Below are 15,536 nucleotides of genomic sequence, written 5' to 3'. Positions count from 1 at the left end.
TGGGAATGCCGCCCTGGACGCTCTGCGTCTGCCCTTAAGGCCGTGACGCAGAGCGTCACCGTATGCATTCCCACGCGGAGCGTGGGAACGATCAGCTTCCTGATGTCAGAACAACTTGCGCTGCACGGCCTCATCCAGCGTGCTGCGTGTCAGGGCTTCAACCACTTCAGCGGTATTGGCCTGGAACGGAATGCCCACGATCAGCACCAGGTGCATCCAGGTGCGCACGGATTCGCTTTTCTTCACGCGGCCCAACTCTTTGCCGTCCTTGTCCTTGAACACGGTTTCCAGGGTGAAGGTGTTCTTCGCCGTGGACGGGATGATGAAGAACGTGGCGCCGGTGATGATCGCCGAGGCCATGCTGAACTGTTCGTTGTTGTACAGCGTGGCATCGGCATAGATGTCCGAGTCGACCTTGTCGGTGCTCACCCGTGCAAAGCGGTTGGACTGGCGGAACCCATCGGCCACGGTTTTTTCCCACAGCGCCGCCGGTGCGCCGGCCGTGGTATTGCCGGGGCCGCCGTTGACCTGGCTCAGCGCCGTGGTGCGCACGTAGGCGGTGGGTTTCTGTGCCGGTGTGCTGGCGGTCGGCGGCCAGGTTTGCACGGCTGGCAATTCGTGTTGCGAGTAGGACACGCAACCGGTCAACAAGACGGCGGCGAGGACCAGGCTGTGTTTGATCAACCCTTTCATGTGTTGCTCCCTGAAATTACGGTTTGGCCAGTTTGGCAGTGGCGGTATCGAGCAGTTGCGCGACCAGTTCGTTCAACTGTTTGGCGCCCATGGTCGGGGCCCAGTATTCGCGGCCGTAGAGGCCCACGTTGCGTTCAAACTTGACCTCTTGCTTGGCGCTCGCCAGTTCCTTGCCGTCGCGGTCGACAATCACCAGGTCGCCGGCCACGTCGAAGGTGTCGACGAAAATCGGGCCGTTGACCCAGATCCAGATCGTCAGCGTCAACAGCGCGCCAGGCACGTAGGCGGGGTGAACGCCACGGTGGCCCTTGAGGGAGGTCATGTTGAATTTCAGCGCGACGTCGTTTTCGCCAAGGCGCACCGGGTACTCAGTGACCTGCTTGAAGTAGCCCGCCGTACGCACGTACTGATTGAGCTGGGCCGTGAGCGAACGGCTGATCGCGGTTTTGTTGGCGTCGTTGACGTCGGCGGCGCTCACTGTCACATCAGCGACTTGCGCACTGCGTGGGCTGCTGATGGGGGCCGGGTGGAGCGGGGCGCCAATGGGGCCGCTGACGGTGTAGGAGACGCAGCCGGTCATCGACAGCGTCGCGAGCAGGGCCGCAGCCCGAAGGAGGGTTTTCAACACGCAATATCCCTATTTAATGAACAAGCCAAGCCAATGTCTCGACCGATGGCTGTGTAACTTGAGGCGGGCGCGCAACGTAACAGAATGCCGTTGAGCGGGGAACGCTTGCGAAGCGGTGAAACCGCTTGAGTACACAGGGCAACCCCGTAAAATACCGCGCACTGGATACACGGCATTTTTCAAGGACGAATCAAGCAATGCGCCTCTCTGCTTTTCTCCCTGCCACCCGCCTCACCGCGGGCCGCATGTTTCAACCGCACTGCTGCATGGCAGTCACTCTTCCTGATACCGCTATTGGCGGGCTCGACATTATCGATGTTGAGGCCGTGTGTAAACGCGCGCGCTTTTTCAGCAAAATCTGATCGCCGCGACTTCGTTGATAACGTACACCACAGCCCTTTCCGTTGGTTTCACCCCTAGGAGCACCCTGTGAAAACACTGTCCAAAATTCTGCTGTCGGGCCTCACCGCCGCAGCGTTGCTGAACGTGGCCGGTTGCGCCACCGAGAGCAACCGCGCGATGCCGGTGGAGCAAGTTGCCAGCGCCCACGTCGCTTATTCCGGCGTGCGTGTGCCAATTGCCGTGGGCAAGTTCGATAACCGCTCCAGCTACATGCGCGGCATCTTCTCCGACGGCGTTGACCGCCTGGGCGGCCAGGCCAAGACCATCCTGATCACCCACCTGCAGCAGACCAACCGCTTCAGCGTGCTGGACCGCGACAACATGGGCGAAATCTCCCAGGAAGCCGCGATCAAAGGCGCCGTGCAGAAGCTTAAAGGCGCTGACTACGTGGTGACGGGCGACGTGACCGAGTTCGGCCGCAAAGAGACCGGCGACCGCCAGTTGTTCGGCATTCTCGGCCGTGGCAAAACCCAGGTGGCCTACGCCAAGGTTGCGCTGAATATCGTCAACATCAGCACCTCCGAAGTGGTGTATTCCACCCAGGGCGCTGGTGAATACGCGCTGTCCAACCGCGAAGTCATCGGTTTTGGCGGCACTGCCAGCTACGACTCCACCCTCAATGGCAAGGTTCTGGACCTGGCCATGCGCGAAGCGATCAACCGCCTGGTAGACGGCATCAACGCCGGCGCCTGGAACCCGCGTAACTGATAACAAGAACGCCAAGGAGCACTACACGGATGAGCAAGGCAGTTAAGTTGGCGCTGATGCTGACAGCAATCGCGACGGTCGCCGGGTGCCACACGGCGCCCCAACCCCTGTATCAGTGGGAAAGCTACCAGCCGCAGGTTTACGAGTACTTCAAGGGCGAGCCCAAGGAAGCGCAAGTGGAAGCCCTGGAGCGTGATCTGCAAAAGATCAACGCCAGTGGCCGCAAGGCCCCGCCGGGTTACCACGCGCACCTGGGCATGCTGTACCTGAGCATGGGCAAGGATGACCAGATGGTGCAGGAATTCCGTACCGAGAAGGCGTTGTTCCCTGAGTCCGCCGCGTACATGGATTTTCTGCTTAAAAACGCCAAGGCTGGAGTCGCCACTAAATGAACCTGTTAAAACTCACCGGCGCCTTGCTGGCCCTGGCGTTGCTCGGCGGTTGCGCGGCGCCCAAAACCATTGATTACACGGCCTTCAAACAGGCTCGGCCGAAGTCGATCCTGGTACTGCCCCCCATCAATGAATCGCCGGAAGTGCAGGCGTCCTACAGCCTGGTTTCGCAGGTCACCTACCCGTTGGCCGAAGCCGGTTACTACGTGCTGCCGATTGCCCTGGTGGACGAGACCTTCCGCCAGAACGGCCTGACCACCGCCAACGATATCCAGGGCGTGGCGCCGGGCAAGCTGCATGACATTTTTGGTGCGGACGCGGCGCTGTACATCACCATCAGCGACTACGGCACCAAGTACATGCTGATCTCCAGCGACACCTCCGTGACGGCCTCGGCCAAGCTGGTGGACCTGCGCACCGGCACCACGTTGTGGACCGGCTCGGCACGCGCTTCCAGCGAGGAAGGCAACAACAATGGCGGCGGCCTGGTGGGCATGCTGGTCTCGGCAGCGGTGAAGCAGGTGATCAACAGCTCCACCGATGCGGCGCACCCGATTGCCGGTATTGCCAGTGTCCGCCTGCTGTCGGCGGGGCAGCGCACCGGCATTTTGTATGGCCCGCGCAACCCAAAATACGGCACCGACTGAGTGCCTGTTCAACCGTGAACAGCCTTTGCTGGCCGCTTCGGTCCGCAAAGGCTTCGCGGGTTTGGTGCTCACGCGTTGCAGTCAGTTCACAAGTACATCCTGTGGCCTGATCACTTGCGTACTGGTCACCAGGAAGTCTGCTGTGCGGTTGCCGGTCAAGTCGATGGCGATGAAATGGCGCTGGGTCTGTGGGTTGAAACCCACGATCGCGTCGCCAATGCGCCCGCTGAATGCCTTGACGGGCTTGAATTGCGCCTTGGTTCTTCGCTCCAGCCCGCGCAGGTCAACCTTGTCGGTGCCGCTGGTGAAGTCCATGATGACGTCGGGGTTGGCAGGTGTGGAGTCGCTGGCGTAGTTGTAGACGAAACTGTCGGCGCCGCCACCGCCGCGCATGCGGTCCGCACCCGCCCCACCGGTGAGCCGGTTATCGGCCTCGTTGCCGATCATCACATCGTGGCCTGAGCCACCGATAGCGTTTTCGATGAGGCAGTTGCGGGCGATAGAAACGTTGCCTTTGCCGTTGCCTACATCAGAGAACGAGCCCGCCCTGAGGTTAATGACCTGGTTGGTGTGGTAACCCGATACGTCCAGTGTGTCGTTGCCGGCGCCGTCCCATACGCAGAAATTCGCCGCATCCTGTGGGTTTCTCAGGGAGTAATAGTCCCTGCCGGTATTGGAGTTGAAGCCATAGGTGTTGTTTTCTCTGCGGGTTTGGTAATTGGCGCCGTATTTGTGTTGGATGGCACTGATGTCATCCATCATGGGCGCGATGGGGGTGCCGTTGATCGCTTTGCCACTGTTTTGCGCACCGAAGTAGCTCATGACGGTATGGGCTTTAGAGTCTTGGGCATACACCCGTTTATTATCGTCCGCTAGACCGTCATAGGTGCCTGGGTGCGACAGGCCGAGGCTGTGACCGATTTCGTGGGTGAACGTGTGACGGTTCACATGTCTTGGGTTGTAGCGAGTATCACCGCTGAAACTGTCTTTGTATTGACCGTAAGGGTAGGTACCGTCGGCAGACCTGATGGTATCGGTAATGCGAAAGGTCAACCGTCCTTCTGCCGGGGCGCCATTTTCAGTGAAGTCCAGCTTGGCCACGTCACCCCAGGACTGGATGGAACGGCGGGCCTCTTGTTTCTGGTAGTCGTTAAACCCCAGACCCTTTTCGTTAAGGAAGTTGTAAGAAATTTCAATCTGCTTGTTTTGGTTCAAGTCTCGCCATGTTGTTGTATATCGCGTGAGCTGCTCAATGGCCTGTTGCTTATTAAAGGACTGCCTGTTGGCTTTGTGTATGTAAGGGTCGTCAGGGCGTAGAGTGGCGTCATAGTTGCCCCCAGTGCTGCTCGCAGAACGGACAGCGGGGGCGTCCCAGCGGCGGTATGCAGGGTTTCGGGTCGATTGAGCGCTGCTTGAATTTGGGTTGTACATCGGCGTTACAGGATTAATTCTCAAGGTCGTTATTCTCACAGGGTATTGGCAATTTTCCTTCTTGGTGAGGCAGGCAAGTTCCATTTTGCTGAGTAGAAAGTTGACAGCGTTGGCGTCACTTTCCAAAGCCTGATGTGTGTCCGAGTAAGTCGTTTTTCTTGTAGGTAAAGTGTTCCTACACAGCGTTAAGCCAATGCCCGGTCCTGGGCTGAATTTTCGCCCTGCATCAGAAAAAACGGCCATCGCCGATGACCGTTTTTCACACGCGTTCAGGTACAACCTTGAGCCCTGGCGCGACCGCGAGCTTATCCGGAGGCATACCGTGAGGTGGTCAGCCCACTGATATCCTGGGGCCTTATCAACCGCGTGCTTTTCAGCAGAAAGTCCGTCTGGCCGTTGCCGGTCAGGTCAATGGCGACAAAGTACCGATTACGGTAGGCGTTGAACCTCACCAGCGTGTCGCCCGCGCGGCCGGTGTAGGTGTGCACCCGTTGCAGTTGAGTACGGGTGTCCTGGCTCAACCCGGTAAGGTCGATCCTGTCTCGGCCACTGACAAAGTCGGTGATCAGGTCGGCGCTCGCCGGGGTGGAGTCGCTCGCCTTGTCGTACACAAAAACATCCGCGCCCCCGCCGCCCCTCAAGGTATCTGCGCCGCCCCCGCCCTTGAGGCGGTTGTTTGCGCGGTTGCCGATCAACGTATCGTCATGGCTGCCGCCAATGGCATTTTCGATGGTCACGCCCTTGGCAATGGAAACATTGCCTTTCATACCGCCCACATCAGAGAAGGCTTCGGCGTTCAAGTTGATGGTTTGTTTCTGATTGAAACCGGAGCAGTCCAACGTATCGTTGCCGCCGCCATCCCATATGCAAAAAACCGGCGCGTCCTGTGAGGACGTCAGGCTGAAATAGTCGCGTTCGGTGTTGGAGTTGAAACCGTAAACGGTATCGCCGCTACGGGTTTGATAGTTGGCGCCGTAGGCGGCCTGTATCGCGGCAATGTCATGCATCAGTGGCGCTACCGAGTAGTGGGTCCACTGTGCGTTTTTTGCGAAGTTTTGCCCGCTGCTGATTTCGGGGTTATAGCTCATCAGGCTGTAGGCTTGAGAGTCTTCAATGTATCCGCGCTTGGCCGGTTGCCGGTTATAGTCACCGGTATGGTCAAGGCCCAGCGTATGCCCAATTTCGTGGGCCATGACATGTTGGTCGTAACGGTCAGTCCTCGGCCGTGCATGTTCTGAGTCCAGCCATGCCTCACCGCCTTTTTTAAAGCTTTTGGGAAAGGGCAGGGTCGCATAGGATTCCTCGTTGCCTTCGTAAACACCCAAGGTCAGCCGCCCCTCGTTACTGGCGCTTTTATGCGAGAACTTTATACGGGCGACATCCGCCCAGGCTTGCATCGACGTAAGCGCCCGTTTCTTTTGTTGTTCATTCAACTCACGGGCCCCCTTGGGCACATGACTGACCCGGTGCGACTCATCCGGCGTAAAGAATTCAGAGGCAATATCAATGACGCCGTCGTGGTTATGGTCTTGCCATTTCAATCCCATTTCCCGGCTGGCGCGTAGCAGGTGCCTGGCGGCTTGGGCGGTGGTGTAGGACACCAATGGCGTGTCCTTGACGGCACCGGGTTGTTGATGCGCAGGCTCAAATAATGCAAACGTCCTATAAAGCTTGTTATTAACGGAGAGCATCTACCTGAATCCTTTTAGTAGGCGAGCGTAAGTGTGAACGTTGAAGCTCATGAGCAATGGGGTTTCTCTGGGTGGCTGAAAGGGTTAAATGTTTTGAGTTTCTACCGGCGTGGAAATACCTTGGCGTGGCTTTCAATGTTTTCAGTCAAACCCATAATATCCCTGGGGTCTAATAGCTGAGTGCTTTTTATCAGGAAGTCGGTCCGGCGATTACCCGTCAAATCCACCCCCACAAAGTATCGACCACTGTGTGAGTTAAACTTAACTACGGTATCGCCAACGCGGCCCGAATAGTTGTCGACCAGCCGCAGTGGTATACCGGTATTCTTTACCAGGTCGGCGAGATTGATCTTGTCTTTGCCACTGACAAAGTTCTCAATCAAGTCGGCATTGTGATAGGGCGAGTCGCTGACCTTTTCGTAAGCGTGTGTTATCGAGCGGTGGGGTGGTCGGGCCGGCGTGATTGCGGAGCGAATGCTCGGGGCTTCAAGCCGTTGATGTTGGGGCTCGGCGCTTGCGGAGGCGACAATATCTTCTGCTTTGACTTTCCCATAGGTGCGGATCAGCAGGTCGGCCTTGCCGTCGCCCGTCAGGTCAATCGCCAGGCTGCCCTTGCCGCTTTGCTCATCGTAGGTGAGCACCGTCTGACCGGCCTTGCCTGTCATCTCACTGACGAAGGCAAGTGCGCCGACTTTGGCATTCTTCATGGCCACGGACACATTGATTTTGTCCGTGCCGCTGACAAAATCCATGATCGTATCGGGGTTGTCGGGCGTGGAGTCACTGGCACTGTTGTAGTCAAACGTATCCGCGCCGCCGCCGCCGCGCAGCCGGTCACCACCCGCGCCGCCGGTGAGCCGGTTATCGGCATCGTTGCCAATCATCGCGTCGTCGCCTGAGCCGCCTATGGCGTTTTCCATGACGACACCGCGCGCGATGGAAACGTTGCCCTTGAGCCCGCCGACATCGGAATACGAGCCGGCCTTGAGGTTAATGGTCTGGTTGGAACGGTAGCCGGAAACGTCCAGGGTATCTTTGCCGTCCCCGTCCCAAATGCAGAACACCGCTTTATCCTGATTGGAATTGAGGGTGTAGTAGTCGCGCTGGCTATTGGAGTTGAAACCGTAGGTGGTGTCGTCATGACGGATTTTGCGGTTGACGCCATAGAGCGCCTGGATGGCGGAAATATCGTCCATCATTGCTGATGTTGGTTTGGCGCCGCCATGGTTTTTGCCGCTCAGTGACGCCCCGAAATAGCTCATGACGCTATGAGCCTGGGAATCCTGTACGTGGCTCCTTCGGTTCTCGTTATAGCCGCCATTGTAGTTGCCGGTATGGTACAGCCCCAAGGCGTGACCCGTTTCATGAATCAGGTCGTGGCGCGTGACCCTGTTGGGGTTATACAGGGTGGCGCCTCCTTGGTAATGGTTGCTTGGGTAATAGCCTACGGCGGTGCTGACGGCGTTCGATATGCCAAATGACATTTTGCCCTCTGTGCGTGGCCCATTCTCTTCAAAGGAAAGCTTGGACACATCGCTCCATGACTGCATGGCGCGTCGTGCCATTTCTCTCTGGCGACCATCGAATTGCCAGGCGTCGCTGTTGAACGAGTAGGAAACAGAGACCTTGCCATCGCCATTTTTGTCATGCCACTTATGGTTTCCCCGCGTGAGATTGTCGGTTGCCTGGCGTTCATCGAAAGAGCGCATTCTGACGTTAGCCGCATAGGGATCGTTGGGGCGCAGGGTCGGATCTTTACCGTCCCAGTTGCGTTTAGTGGCGGTGTCGAATGTCGTGGAACGGGTTGTTGTGGTTGGATTAAATGGTCGCCGTGTCGATGGCTGAACAGAGGGCTGTACGAACTTACGTACGAACGGGTGTTTAAAGAAGGGTTGCACGAAAGGCCGGAAGACCGGGTTTTTGAAAAAAGGCTGGGTAAACGACTGAACAAACGATCCAATAGTACTTTGGCTGTAGTCTGGTTGCGGGAAGACAGGCGGGCGAAAGTCGACTCTCATAAAATAAATCCATATTCTTGTTGAGGGATATTCATTTTGTAGGGAAGAGCATGTCTGTGTGCTGGAAATACCTTCGCATCCTATAAGTTGTTTTCCAATAGGGTATTTGTTTCTAGGGTGTGTCAATACGCGGGTATGAAATTGTTTGAAATGGGTGTTATGTTTATTTGTTTTTAAACGTTATGTCGACGGGGCGGGTTTTCTAAGCGTTGCTGGTCTTTTTGAAAGATGATCTTTTCAATCGTGTTTAATATGTTTTTTTTGGAAATATAGAATTGCTTACATTGTTGTTTTTTTTGTTCGGGCCATTATAGGTTTCGCGCGTAACAGTAACTTATTTCGGACGCTGCACTGTTTAGTGAACTACAGCGCTCGGTGGTTTTAGCTGACGAGCAATGGCGCAGTGCTCGGTAGGCCAAGCGTGTTGGACGCTTAAATTTTGAGCGTTAACCCGAATCCGCAGTGTTTTGCGTCTGAGCCTATGAACGGATTATTTACGGTTGAGGTTCTGCGCCATGTCACATGCTCGTTTAGTGCTGCATCCCCTTATCTGCAGCGTTGCGGTTGCCGTACTGGCTTCGCTGGCCGGCTGTGGGCTTTCATCGTCTCGAGAGGCGGCCAAGCCTCCCGTGCCAGCGGCCGCCGTGCCTCAGGCCGAGGGTGCCTTGAGCAAGCAGGCAGCGATGCCTGTGCTGATGGCCGCACCAATGGCCATGCGCGAAGCCGTGGCCCTGGCATATCGGGCCGAGCCTCAAGAACGCTATCAGGACCTGCCCGACAATCCGGTCTACAGCGTTGCACAAACCCCGGTCTCGACCTTCAGCGCCGATGTCGACACCGGCAGCTACGCCAACGTGAGACGTTTCCTTAACCAAGGGCGGCTGCCGCCTGACGGCGCCGTTCGACTGGAGGAAATGCTCAACTACTTTCCTTATGACTACGCGCTGCCCACTGACAGCTCGCCTTTCGGCGTGACCACCGAAGTTGCCGCCACACCCTGGAACCCGCACACACGACTGCTGCGCATCGGCATCAAGGCCTCCGACCGTGCAGTGGCAGACCTGGCACCGGCCAACCTGGTGTTCCTGGTGGATGTGTCGGGCTCCATGGACCGCCGTGAAGGTTTGCCGCTGGTGAAAAGCACGCTGAAATTGCTGGTGGACCAGTTGCGCGATCAAGACCGCGTATCGTTGGTGGTCTACGCCGGTGAATCGCGTGTGGTGCTTGAACCCACCAGCGGGCGCGACAAAACCAGGATCCGCAACGCCATCGACCAACTCACCGCCGGCGGCTCAACGGCAGGCGCCTCCGGCATCGAGCTGGCTTACCAGATGGCCCGTGCCGGCTTTATAGAGAAGGGCATCAACCGCATCCTGCTGGCCACCGACGGTGACTTCAATGTGGGCGTCAGCGACTTCGACAGCCTCAAGCAGATGGCTGTCGACCAGCGCAAAAGCGGCGTGTCCCTGACTACCCTGGGTTTCGGTGTGGATAACTACAACGAGCACCTGATGGAGCAGTTGGCCGACGCCGGCGACGGCAACTACGCCTACATCGACAACCTGCGTGAAGCCCGCAAAGTCCTGGTGGACCAGCTCAGCTCGACCCTGGCGGTAGTGGCGCGGGACGTAAAAATACAGGTGGAATTCAACCCGGCCCAAGTCAGCGAATACCGCTTGCTGGGTTATGAAAACCGCGCACTCAAACGTGAGGATTTCAACAACGACAAGGTCGACGCCGCAGAGATCGGCGCAGGGCACACCGTGACCGCCCTGTACGAAATTGTGCTCAAGGGCGAAAAGGGCTGGTTGGAGCCGTTGCGTTACGCCGCGGCGCCCGCGGCCGAAAACACCTCCGCTGAGCTGGCCATGCTGCGCGTACGCTACAAACCGGCGGCGGGCGGTGCCAGCCAACTGATTGAACGGCCTATCCGCAACGAAACCGCCCCGGCCAGCGCCGACCTGCGTTTTGCGGCAGCGGTGGCCGCCTTCGCCCAACAGCTCAAGGGCGATGGCCGCTACACTGGCAGCATGAGCTTAAAGGACACCGCCGCATTGGCCCGCTCGGCACGCGGTGATGACCCGTTCGGGTTGCGCAACGAGTTCGTGCAACTGGTGGAAGTGGCGCAGAGCCTCAAACGCTGATCCCGAACATGGCACCAATCAACTGTGGGAGCTGACTTGCCTGCGATGGCAGCCACGCGGTGTACAGGATGTACCGAATTGTCTGCATCGCAGGCAAGCCAGCTCCCACAGTCAATGTGCATCGATCCATCGAAAGGAGTTCGCGACCTACATGGCCGTAACAGATGACTCACCCAGCGACGAATCGCTGCTGGCCCGCTACCGAACCGGCGACGCTGCCGCGTTCGAAGTGTTGTACGCGCGTCACCGCCAAGGGCTTTACCGATTCCTGGTATCACTGAGCAACAAGGCCGAACTGGCTGAAGAGGTGTACCAGGAAACCTGGCTCAGCCTGATCCGCAGCGCTACCCAGCCACAGGGCCGGGCGAGTTTTCGTACATGGCTGTTCCAGATTGCCCGCAACCGCTTGATCGACCACTGGCGCAAGCATGGCATCCACAACCCCTTGCACGACAGCTACGACGAACACCTGCACGCCCAGGCCGACGACAGCGCCGGCCCTGAGCAGCAACTGGGCCTGAGCCGCGACCAGGCCCGCCTCGACGCAGCATTGCAAGACCTGCCCGAAGACCAGCGCGAAGTCTTCCTGCTACGCCTGCACGGCGACCTCGAAGTGCCGCAAATCGCCGCCCTCACCGGCGCCCCGCTGGAAACCGTAAAAAGCCGCCTGCGTTACGCCCAGCAGAAACTGCGCCGCCTGCTGGCCGAGGAGATACTCGTATGACCCACGACCCACACACCCCCGACGACGAACTGATCCAGCATTTTCGTCAACACAGCACCGGCGAGCCGCCCGCGTCCCTCGACGCCTTCATCCTCGCCACTGCCCGCCGCGAAGCCCCGGCGCCGCAACCCAGCCTGTGGCAACGCTGGCTGCAAGCCTGCCGCCAACCGCGCTGGCAAATGGCATTCGCCACCGTCGCCGGTGTGGCACTGATGATCGGCGTAGTGATGCGCGTGCCCGAGTCGCAGCCGGAGATATCCACCGCAACGTTTTCCGCGGCGCCGGCGCCCCAGATGTATGCCGCGCCTGCGGCTGCGCCCATGGCGCGGATGGCGATTGCGCCGAGGGCAGAGTCCGCGCCGGTTCAGGCTGAAATCGCTGGTGCGATGGCGGATGCGCCAATGGCAAAACTCAGCAAGCGCGCACCGCTGGCGTTGCCTTCGTTGGAGGAAGGGTTGCAGGAGATTTTGAACCTGCGCCTGGCGGGGCAAGCCAAAGCGGCGGATGAAAAGCTGTTGGCGCTGCATGAGCGCTTTCCCGAGGAGGATTTGCCGGCGCGGTTGGAGGCGTTGCAGAAGCGGTAAATCGGCAGGCACAAAAAAGCCCCAGGTCTTTCGACCTGGGGCTTTTTCATCTGTATCTGGTGCACCCGGCGGGATTCGAACCCACGACCCCTGCCTTCGGAGGGCAGTACTCTATCCAGCTGAGCTACGGATGCTTGTGCGGGCGACATCATACCCATGTCGACCTTGGGCGTCCATGCTGGTCTTTGGCCGTTTATGGGTAGGAATTTGCTGCCAAGAGGCTCTACACCGGCTACCAGTGATCAATACGTTGGAACCCGGCCGAAACACGTTGATCAGAAATATTCGGCAAATGCGCCGTTTTCGTTCTTTTTTTCGAACAGACTATTGCCCTGTACCCCCATTGATCCTAGGATTCGTTTGAGATTTCAAACGCTCTGTCTCCCGTGCGCTATTTCACTTATCTCGCGTGCTGGGGCTGATTTCCCTGACGGCAGCCCACAAGGCGCCTTTCAACAACTCTAATTCGCTCCGCGTGCGCGCGGTGCTGTTAAGGAAAGCCGACATGCAGCTCAAAGATACCCAGTTGTTCCGCCAACAAGCCTTTATCGATGGCGCTTGGGTCGATGCGGACAACGGTCAAACCATCAAGGTCAATAACCCGGCCACGGGCGAAATTCTCGGCACCGTGCCGAAGATGGGCGCGGCTGAAACCCGCCGTGCCATCGAAGCCGCCGACAAGGCCCTGCCGGCCTGGCGTGCACTCACCGCCAAGGACCGCGCCAACAAGCTGCGTCGCTGGTTCGAGCTGATCATCGAGAACCAGGACGACCTGGCGCGCCTGATGACCCTGGAGCAGGGCAAGCCGTTGGCCGAAGCCAAAGGCGAAATCGTCTATGCCGCTTCCTTTATCGAGTGGTTCGCCGAAGAGGCCAAGCGCGTCTACGGTGATGTGATTCCTGGCCACCAGCCGGACAAGCGCCTGATCGTGATCAAGCAACCGATCGGCGTTACCGCGGCCATCACGCCGTGGAACTTCCCGGCTGCGATGATCACCCGTAAAGCCGGCCCGGCCCTGGCCGCCGGTTGCACCATGGTGCTCAAGCCGGCTTCGCAAACGCCGTTTTCGGCGTTCGCCCTGGCTGAACTGGCCCAGCGTGCGGGCATTCCAAACGGCGTGTTCAGCGTGGTTTCCGGCAGCGCCGGTGATATTGGCAGCGAGCTGACCAGCAACCCGATCGTGCGTAAATTGTCCTTCACCGGCTCCACCGAAATCGGGCGCCAGTTGATGGCCGAATGCGCCAAGGACATCAAGAAAGTCTCGCTGGAACTGGGCGGCAACGCGCCGTTTATCGTGTTCGACGACGCCGACCTGGATAAGGCCGTCGAAGGCGCGATCATCTCCAAGTACCGCAACAACGGCCAGACCTGCGTGTGTGCCAACCGCCTGTACATCCAGGATTCGGTGTACGACGCGTTCGCCGAAAAACTCAAAGTGGCCGTGGCCAAACTCAAGATCGGCAACGGTCTGGAAGAAGGCACCACCACTGGCCCGCTGATCGACGAAAAAGCCGTGGCCAAGGTTCAGGAACACATCGCCGATGCCCTGAGCAAAGGCGCCAAGCTGCTGGCCGGTGGCAAGGTGATGGAAGGCAACTTCTTTGAGCCGACCATCCTGGTCAACGTGCCCAAAGATGCTGCGGTCGCCAAGGAAGAAACCTTCGGGCCATTGGCGCCGCTGTTCCGCTTCAAAGATGAAGCCGAAGTGATCGCGATGTCCAACGACACCGAGTTCGGCCTGGCTTCCTATTTCTATGCCCGCGACCTGGGCCGTGTGTTCCGTGTGGCTGAAGCGCTGGAATACGGCATGGTTGGCGTCAATACCGGGTTGATCTCCAACGAAGTGGCGCCATTCGGCGGCATCAAGGCTTCGGGCCTGGGCCGTGAAGGCTCCAAGTACGGGATCGAGGATTACCTGGAAATCAAATACCTCTGCCTGGGCATCTAAGCTCGGCACGAGATTGCAGCAAACGCAGAGGGCACGAGAGCGCTGACCCTTTGCGTGTTTCAAGACGTTATTCGTAGTGGCCGGGAAAGCTGTGGCAGTCGATCATCGCATGCTGCCGTAGTTGCCTCCCCTCCACGTATTCCTTGGACCACGCCACCCGATGAGTGGCGAATGAGGACTTTATGAGCAAGACCAACGCATCCCTGATGAAACGCCGCGAGGCCGCTGTGCCGCGCGGTGTTGGCCAGATTCACCCGATCTTCGCCGAATCCGCGAAGAACGCCACCGTGACCGACGTTGAAGGTCGCGAGTTCATCGACTTCGCCGGCGGTATCGCCGTGTTGAACACCGGCCACGTGCACCCGAAAATCATCGCGGCCGTGACCGAGCAACTGAACAAGCTGACTCACACCTGCTTCCAGGTACTGGCCTACGAGCCGTACGTGGAGCTGTGCGAAAAAATCAATGCCAAGGTGCCAGGTGATTTCGCCAAGAAAACCCTGCTGGTCACCACCGGTTCCGAAGCGGTCGAAAACGCCGTGAAAATCGCCCGCGCCGCCACTGGCCGTGCTGGCGTAATCGCGTTTACCGGCGCTTACCACGGCCGCACCATGATGACCTTGGGCCTGACCGGTAAAGTCGTGCCGTACTCGGCCGGCATGGGCCTGATGCCAGGCGGCGTATTCCGCGCACTGTTCCCGAACGAACTGCACGGCGTGAGCGATGACGATGCCATCGCCAGCATCGAGCGCATCTTCAAGAACGATGCCGAGCCGCGTGATATCGCTGCCATCATCATCGAGCCGGTGCAGGGCGAAGGCGGTTTCTACGTCGCGCCTAAATCCTTCATGGAGCGCCTGCGCGAACTGTGCGACAAGCACGGCATCCTGCTGATCGCCGACGAAGTGCAAACCGGTGCCGGCCGTACCGGTACGTTCTTTGCCATGGAACAGATGGGCGTGGCTGCCGACCTGACCACTTTCGCCAAATCCATCGCTGGCGGCTTCCCGCTGGCCGGTGTGTGCGGCAAGGCTGAATACATGGACGCCATTGCGCCAGGCGGCCTGGGCGGCACTTATGCCGGTAGCCCGATTGCTTGCGCGGCTGCGCTGGCGGTGATGGAAGTGTTCGAAGAAGAGCACCTGCTGGACCGCTGCAAGGCGGTTGGCGAGCGCTTGGTGACGGGCCTCAAAGCCATTCAAGCCAAGTACCCGGTGATCGGTGAAGTGCGTGCCCTGGGCGCGATGATCGCGGTGGAGCTGTTCGAAGATGGCGACAGCCACAAGCCGAACGCGGCTGCCGTGGCTTCCGTGGTGGCCAAGGCGCGTGACAAGGGCCTGATCCTGCTGTCTTGCGGCACCTACGGCAACGTGTTGCGCGTACTGGTGCCGCTGACCTCGCCGGACGAGCAGTTGGACAAAGGTTTGGCGATCATCGAAGAGTGCTTCTCCGAGCTGTAAGCGGCGCTTGATCTGATCGACAGAAAAAACCCGCCTCGGCGGGTTTTTTTGTGCCCGCTGCAGCAC

13 protein-coding genes and 1 tRNA gene are annotated in these 15,536 nt (G+C 58.7%); 8 read left to right on the top strand and 6 right to left on the bottom strand.

Going from position 1 to position 15,536, the window contains the following annotated elements; genetic code table 11:
* Window positions 1–105: 105 nt before the first annotated feature.
* Together BLV67_RS30015 and BLV67_RS30010 are read right to left on the bottom strand one after the other, a co-directional pair.
* Window positions 106–693: a hypothetical protein gene (locus BLV67_RS30015; RefSeq protein ID WP_069786418.1), complete on the bottom strand. Its 588-nt coding sequence runs from the start codon at window positions 691–693 to the stop codon at window positions 106–108.
* A gap of 16 nt (window positions 694–709) precedes the next feature.
* Window positions 710–1,321, bottom strand: coding sequence for a hypothetical protein (locus BLV67_RS30010; protein ID WP_065930912.1), 612 nt, complete (start codon window positions 1,319–1,321; stop codon window positions 710–712).
* Window positions 1,322–1,750: 429 nt separating this feature from the next.
* On the opposite strand from BLV67_RS30010, the gene BLV67_RS30005 reads away from it, so the two are divergent.
* From BLV67_RS30005 to BLV67_RS29995, 3 genes are read left to right on the top strand one after another with little or no spacing between them, the layout of a single operon-like run.
* On the top strand, window positions 1,751–2,431 hold the full coding sequence (locus BLV67_RS30005) for a CsgG/HfaB family protein (protein WP_065930911.1): 681 nt from the start codon (window positions 1,751–1,753) through the stop codon (window positions 2,429–2,431).
* 29 nt (window positions 2,432–2,460) lie between these two features.
* Window positions 2,461–2,823 carry a DUF4810 domain-containing protein gene (locus BLV67_RS30000; protein WP_017136673.1) on the top strand — a complete coding sequence of 121 codons (363 nt, stop codon included), beginning with the start codon at window positions 2,461–2,463 and terminating at the stop codon, window positions 2,821–2,823.
* A complete protein-coding gene (locus BLV67_RS29995) occupies window positions 2,820–3,470 on the top strand; it encodes a DUF799 domain-containing protein (protein ID WP_017136674.1) in 651 nt (216 codons plus the stop codon). Before BLV67_RS30000 ends, BLV67_RS29995 begins: the two co-directional genes overlap by 4 nt.
* Window positions 3,471–3,551: 81 nt before the next feature.
* On the opposite strand, the gene BLV67_RS33055 is transcribed toward BLV67_RS29995, so the two are convergent.
* From BLV67_RS33055 to BLV67_RS29980, 3 genes are all read right to left on the bottom strand, one after another.
* Window positions 3,552–5,144: a M10 family metallopeptidase C-terminal domain-containing protein gene (locus BLV67_RS33055; protein WP_244160798.1), complete on the bottom strand. Its 1,593-nt coding sequence runs from the start codon at window positions 5,142–5,144 to the stop codon at window positions 3,552–3,554.
* Between the two features lie 62 nt (window positions 5,145–5,206).
* Window positions 5,207–6,592 (bottom strand): M10 family metallopeptidase C-terminal domain-containing protein, encoded by a 1,386-nt coding sequence (locus tag BLV67_RS29985; protein ID WP_167365898.1) that lies wholly within the window; start codon window positions 6,590–6,592, stop codon window positions 5,207–5,209.
* Window positions 6,593–6,693: 101 nt separating this feature from the next.
* Complete coding sequence (locus tag BLV67_RS29980; protein WP_244160797.1) at window positions 6,694–8,610, bottom strand: M10 family metallopeptidase C-terminal domain-containing protein; 1,917 nt, start codon at window positions 8,608–8,610, stop codon at window positions 6,694–6,696.
* Window positions 8,611–9,125: 515 nt separating this feature from the next.
* Between BLV67_RS29980 and BLV67_RS29975 the strand changes: the two genes are divergently transcribed.
* From BLV67_RS29975 to BLV67_RS29965, 3 genes are all read left to right on the top strand, one after another.
* Window positions 9,126–10,754, top strand: a complete 1,629-nt coding sequence (locus BLV67_RS29975; protein ID WP_069786416.1) for a vWA domain-containing protein — start codon at window positions 9,126–9,128, stop codon at window positions 10,752–10,754.
* Between the two features lie 151 nt (window positions 10,755–10,905).
* On the top strand, window positions 10,906–11,478 hold the full coding sequence (locus BLV67_RS29970) for an RNA polymerase sigma factor (protein WP_069786415.1): 573 nt from the start codon (window positions 10,906–10,908) through the stop codon (window positions 11,476–11,478).
* On the top strand, window positions 11,475–12,062 hold the full coding sequence (locus tag BLV67_RS29965) for a hypothetical protein (RefSeq protein WP_069786414.1): 588 nt from the start codon (window positions 11,475–11,477) through the stop codon (window positions 12,060–12,062). The genes BLV67_RS29970 and BLV67_RS29965 overlap by 4 nt, the downstream gene beginning before the upstream one ends.
* Before the next feature lie 57 nt (window positions 12,063–12,119).
* Here the strand turns inward: BLV67_RS29965 and BLV67_RS29960 are convergent.
* Window positions 12,120–12,196 (bottom strand) — tRNA-Arg (locus BLV67_RS29960).
* A gap of 371 nt (window positions 12,197–12,567) precedes the next feature.
* Between BLV67_RS29960 and gabD the strand changes: the two genes are divergently transcribed.
* Complete coding sequence (gene gabD / locus BLV67_RS29955) at window positions 12,568–14,010, top strand: NADP-dependent succinate-semialdehyde dehydrogenase (RefSeq protein ID WP_069786413.1); 1,443 nt, start codon at window positions 12,568–12,570, stop codon at window positions 14,008–14,010.
* Between the two features lie 182 nt (window positions 14,011–14,192).
* A complete protein-coding gene (gene gabT, locus BLV67_RS29950; RefSeq protein WP_069786412.1) occupies window positions 14,193–15,470 on the top strand; it encodes a 4-aminobutyrate--2-oxoglutarate transaminase in 1,278 nt (425 codons plus the stop codon).
* The last annotated feature ends 66 nt before the right edge of the window (window positions 15,471–15,536 follow it).

The sequence above is a fragment of the Pseudomonas salomonii genome (assembly GCF_900107155.1).
GTDB lineage: Bacteria > Pseudomonadota > Gammaproteobacteria > Pseudomonadales > Pseudomonadaceae > Aquipseudomonas > Aquipseudomonas salomonii.
The sequence above is the reverse complement of the archived record's forward strand: the minus strand, read 5'-3'. Positions and strand labels throughout refer to the sequence as shown.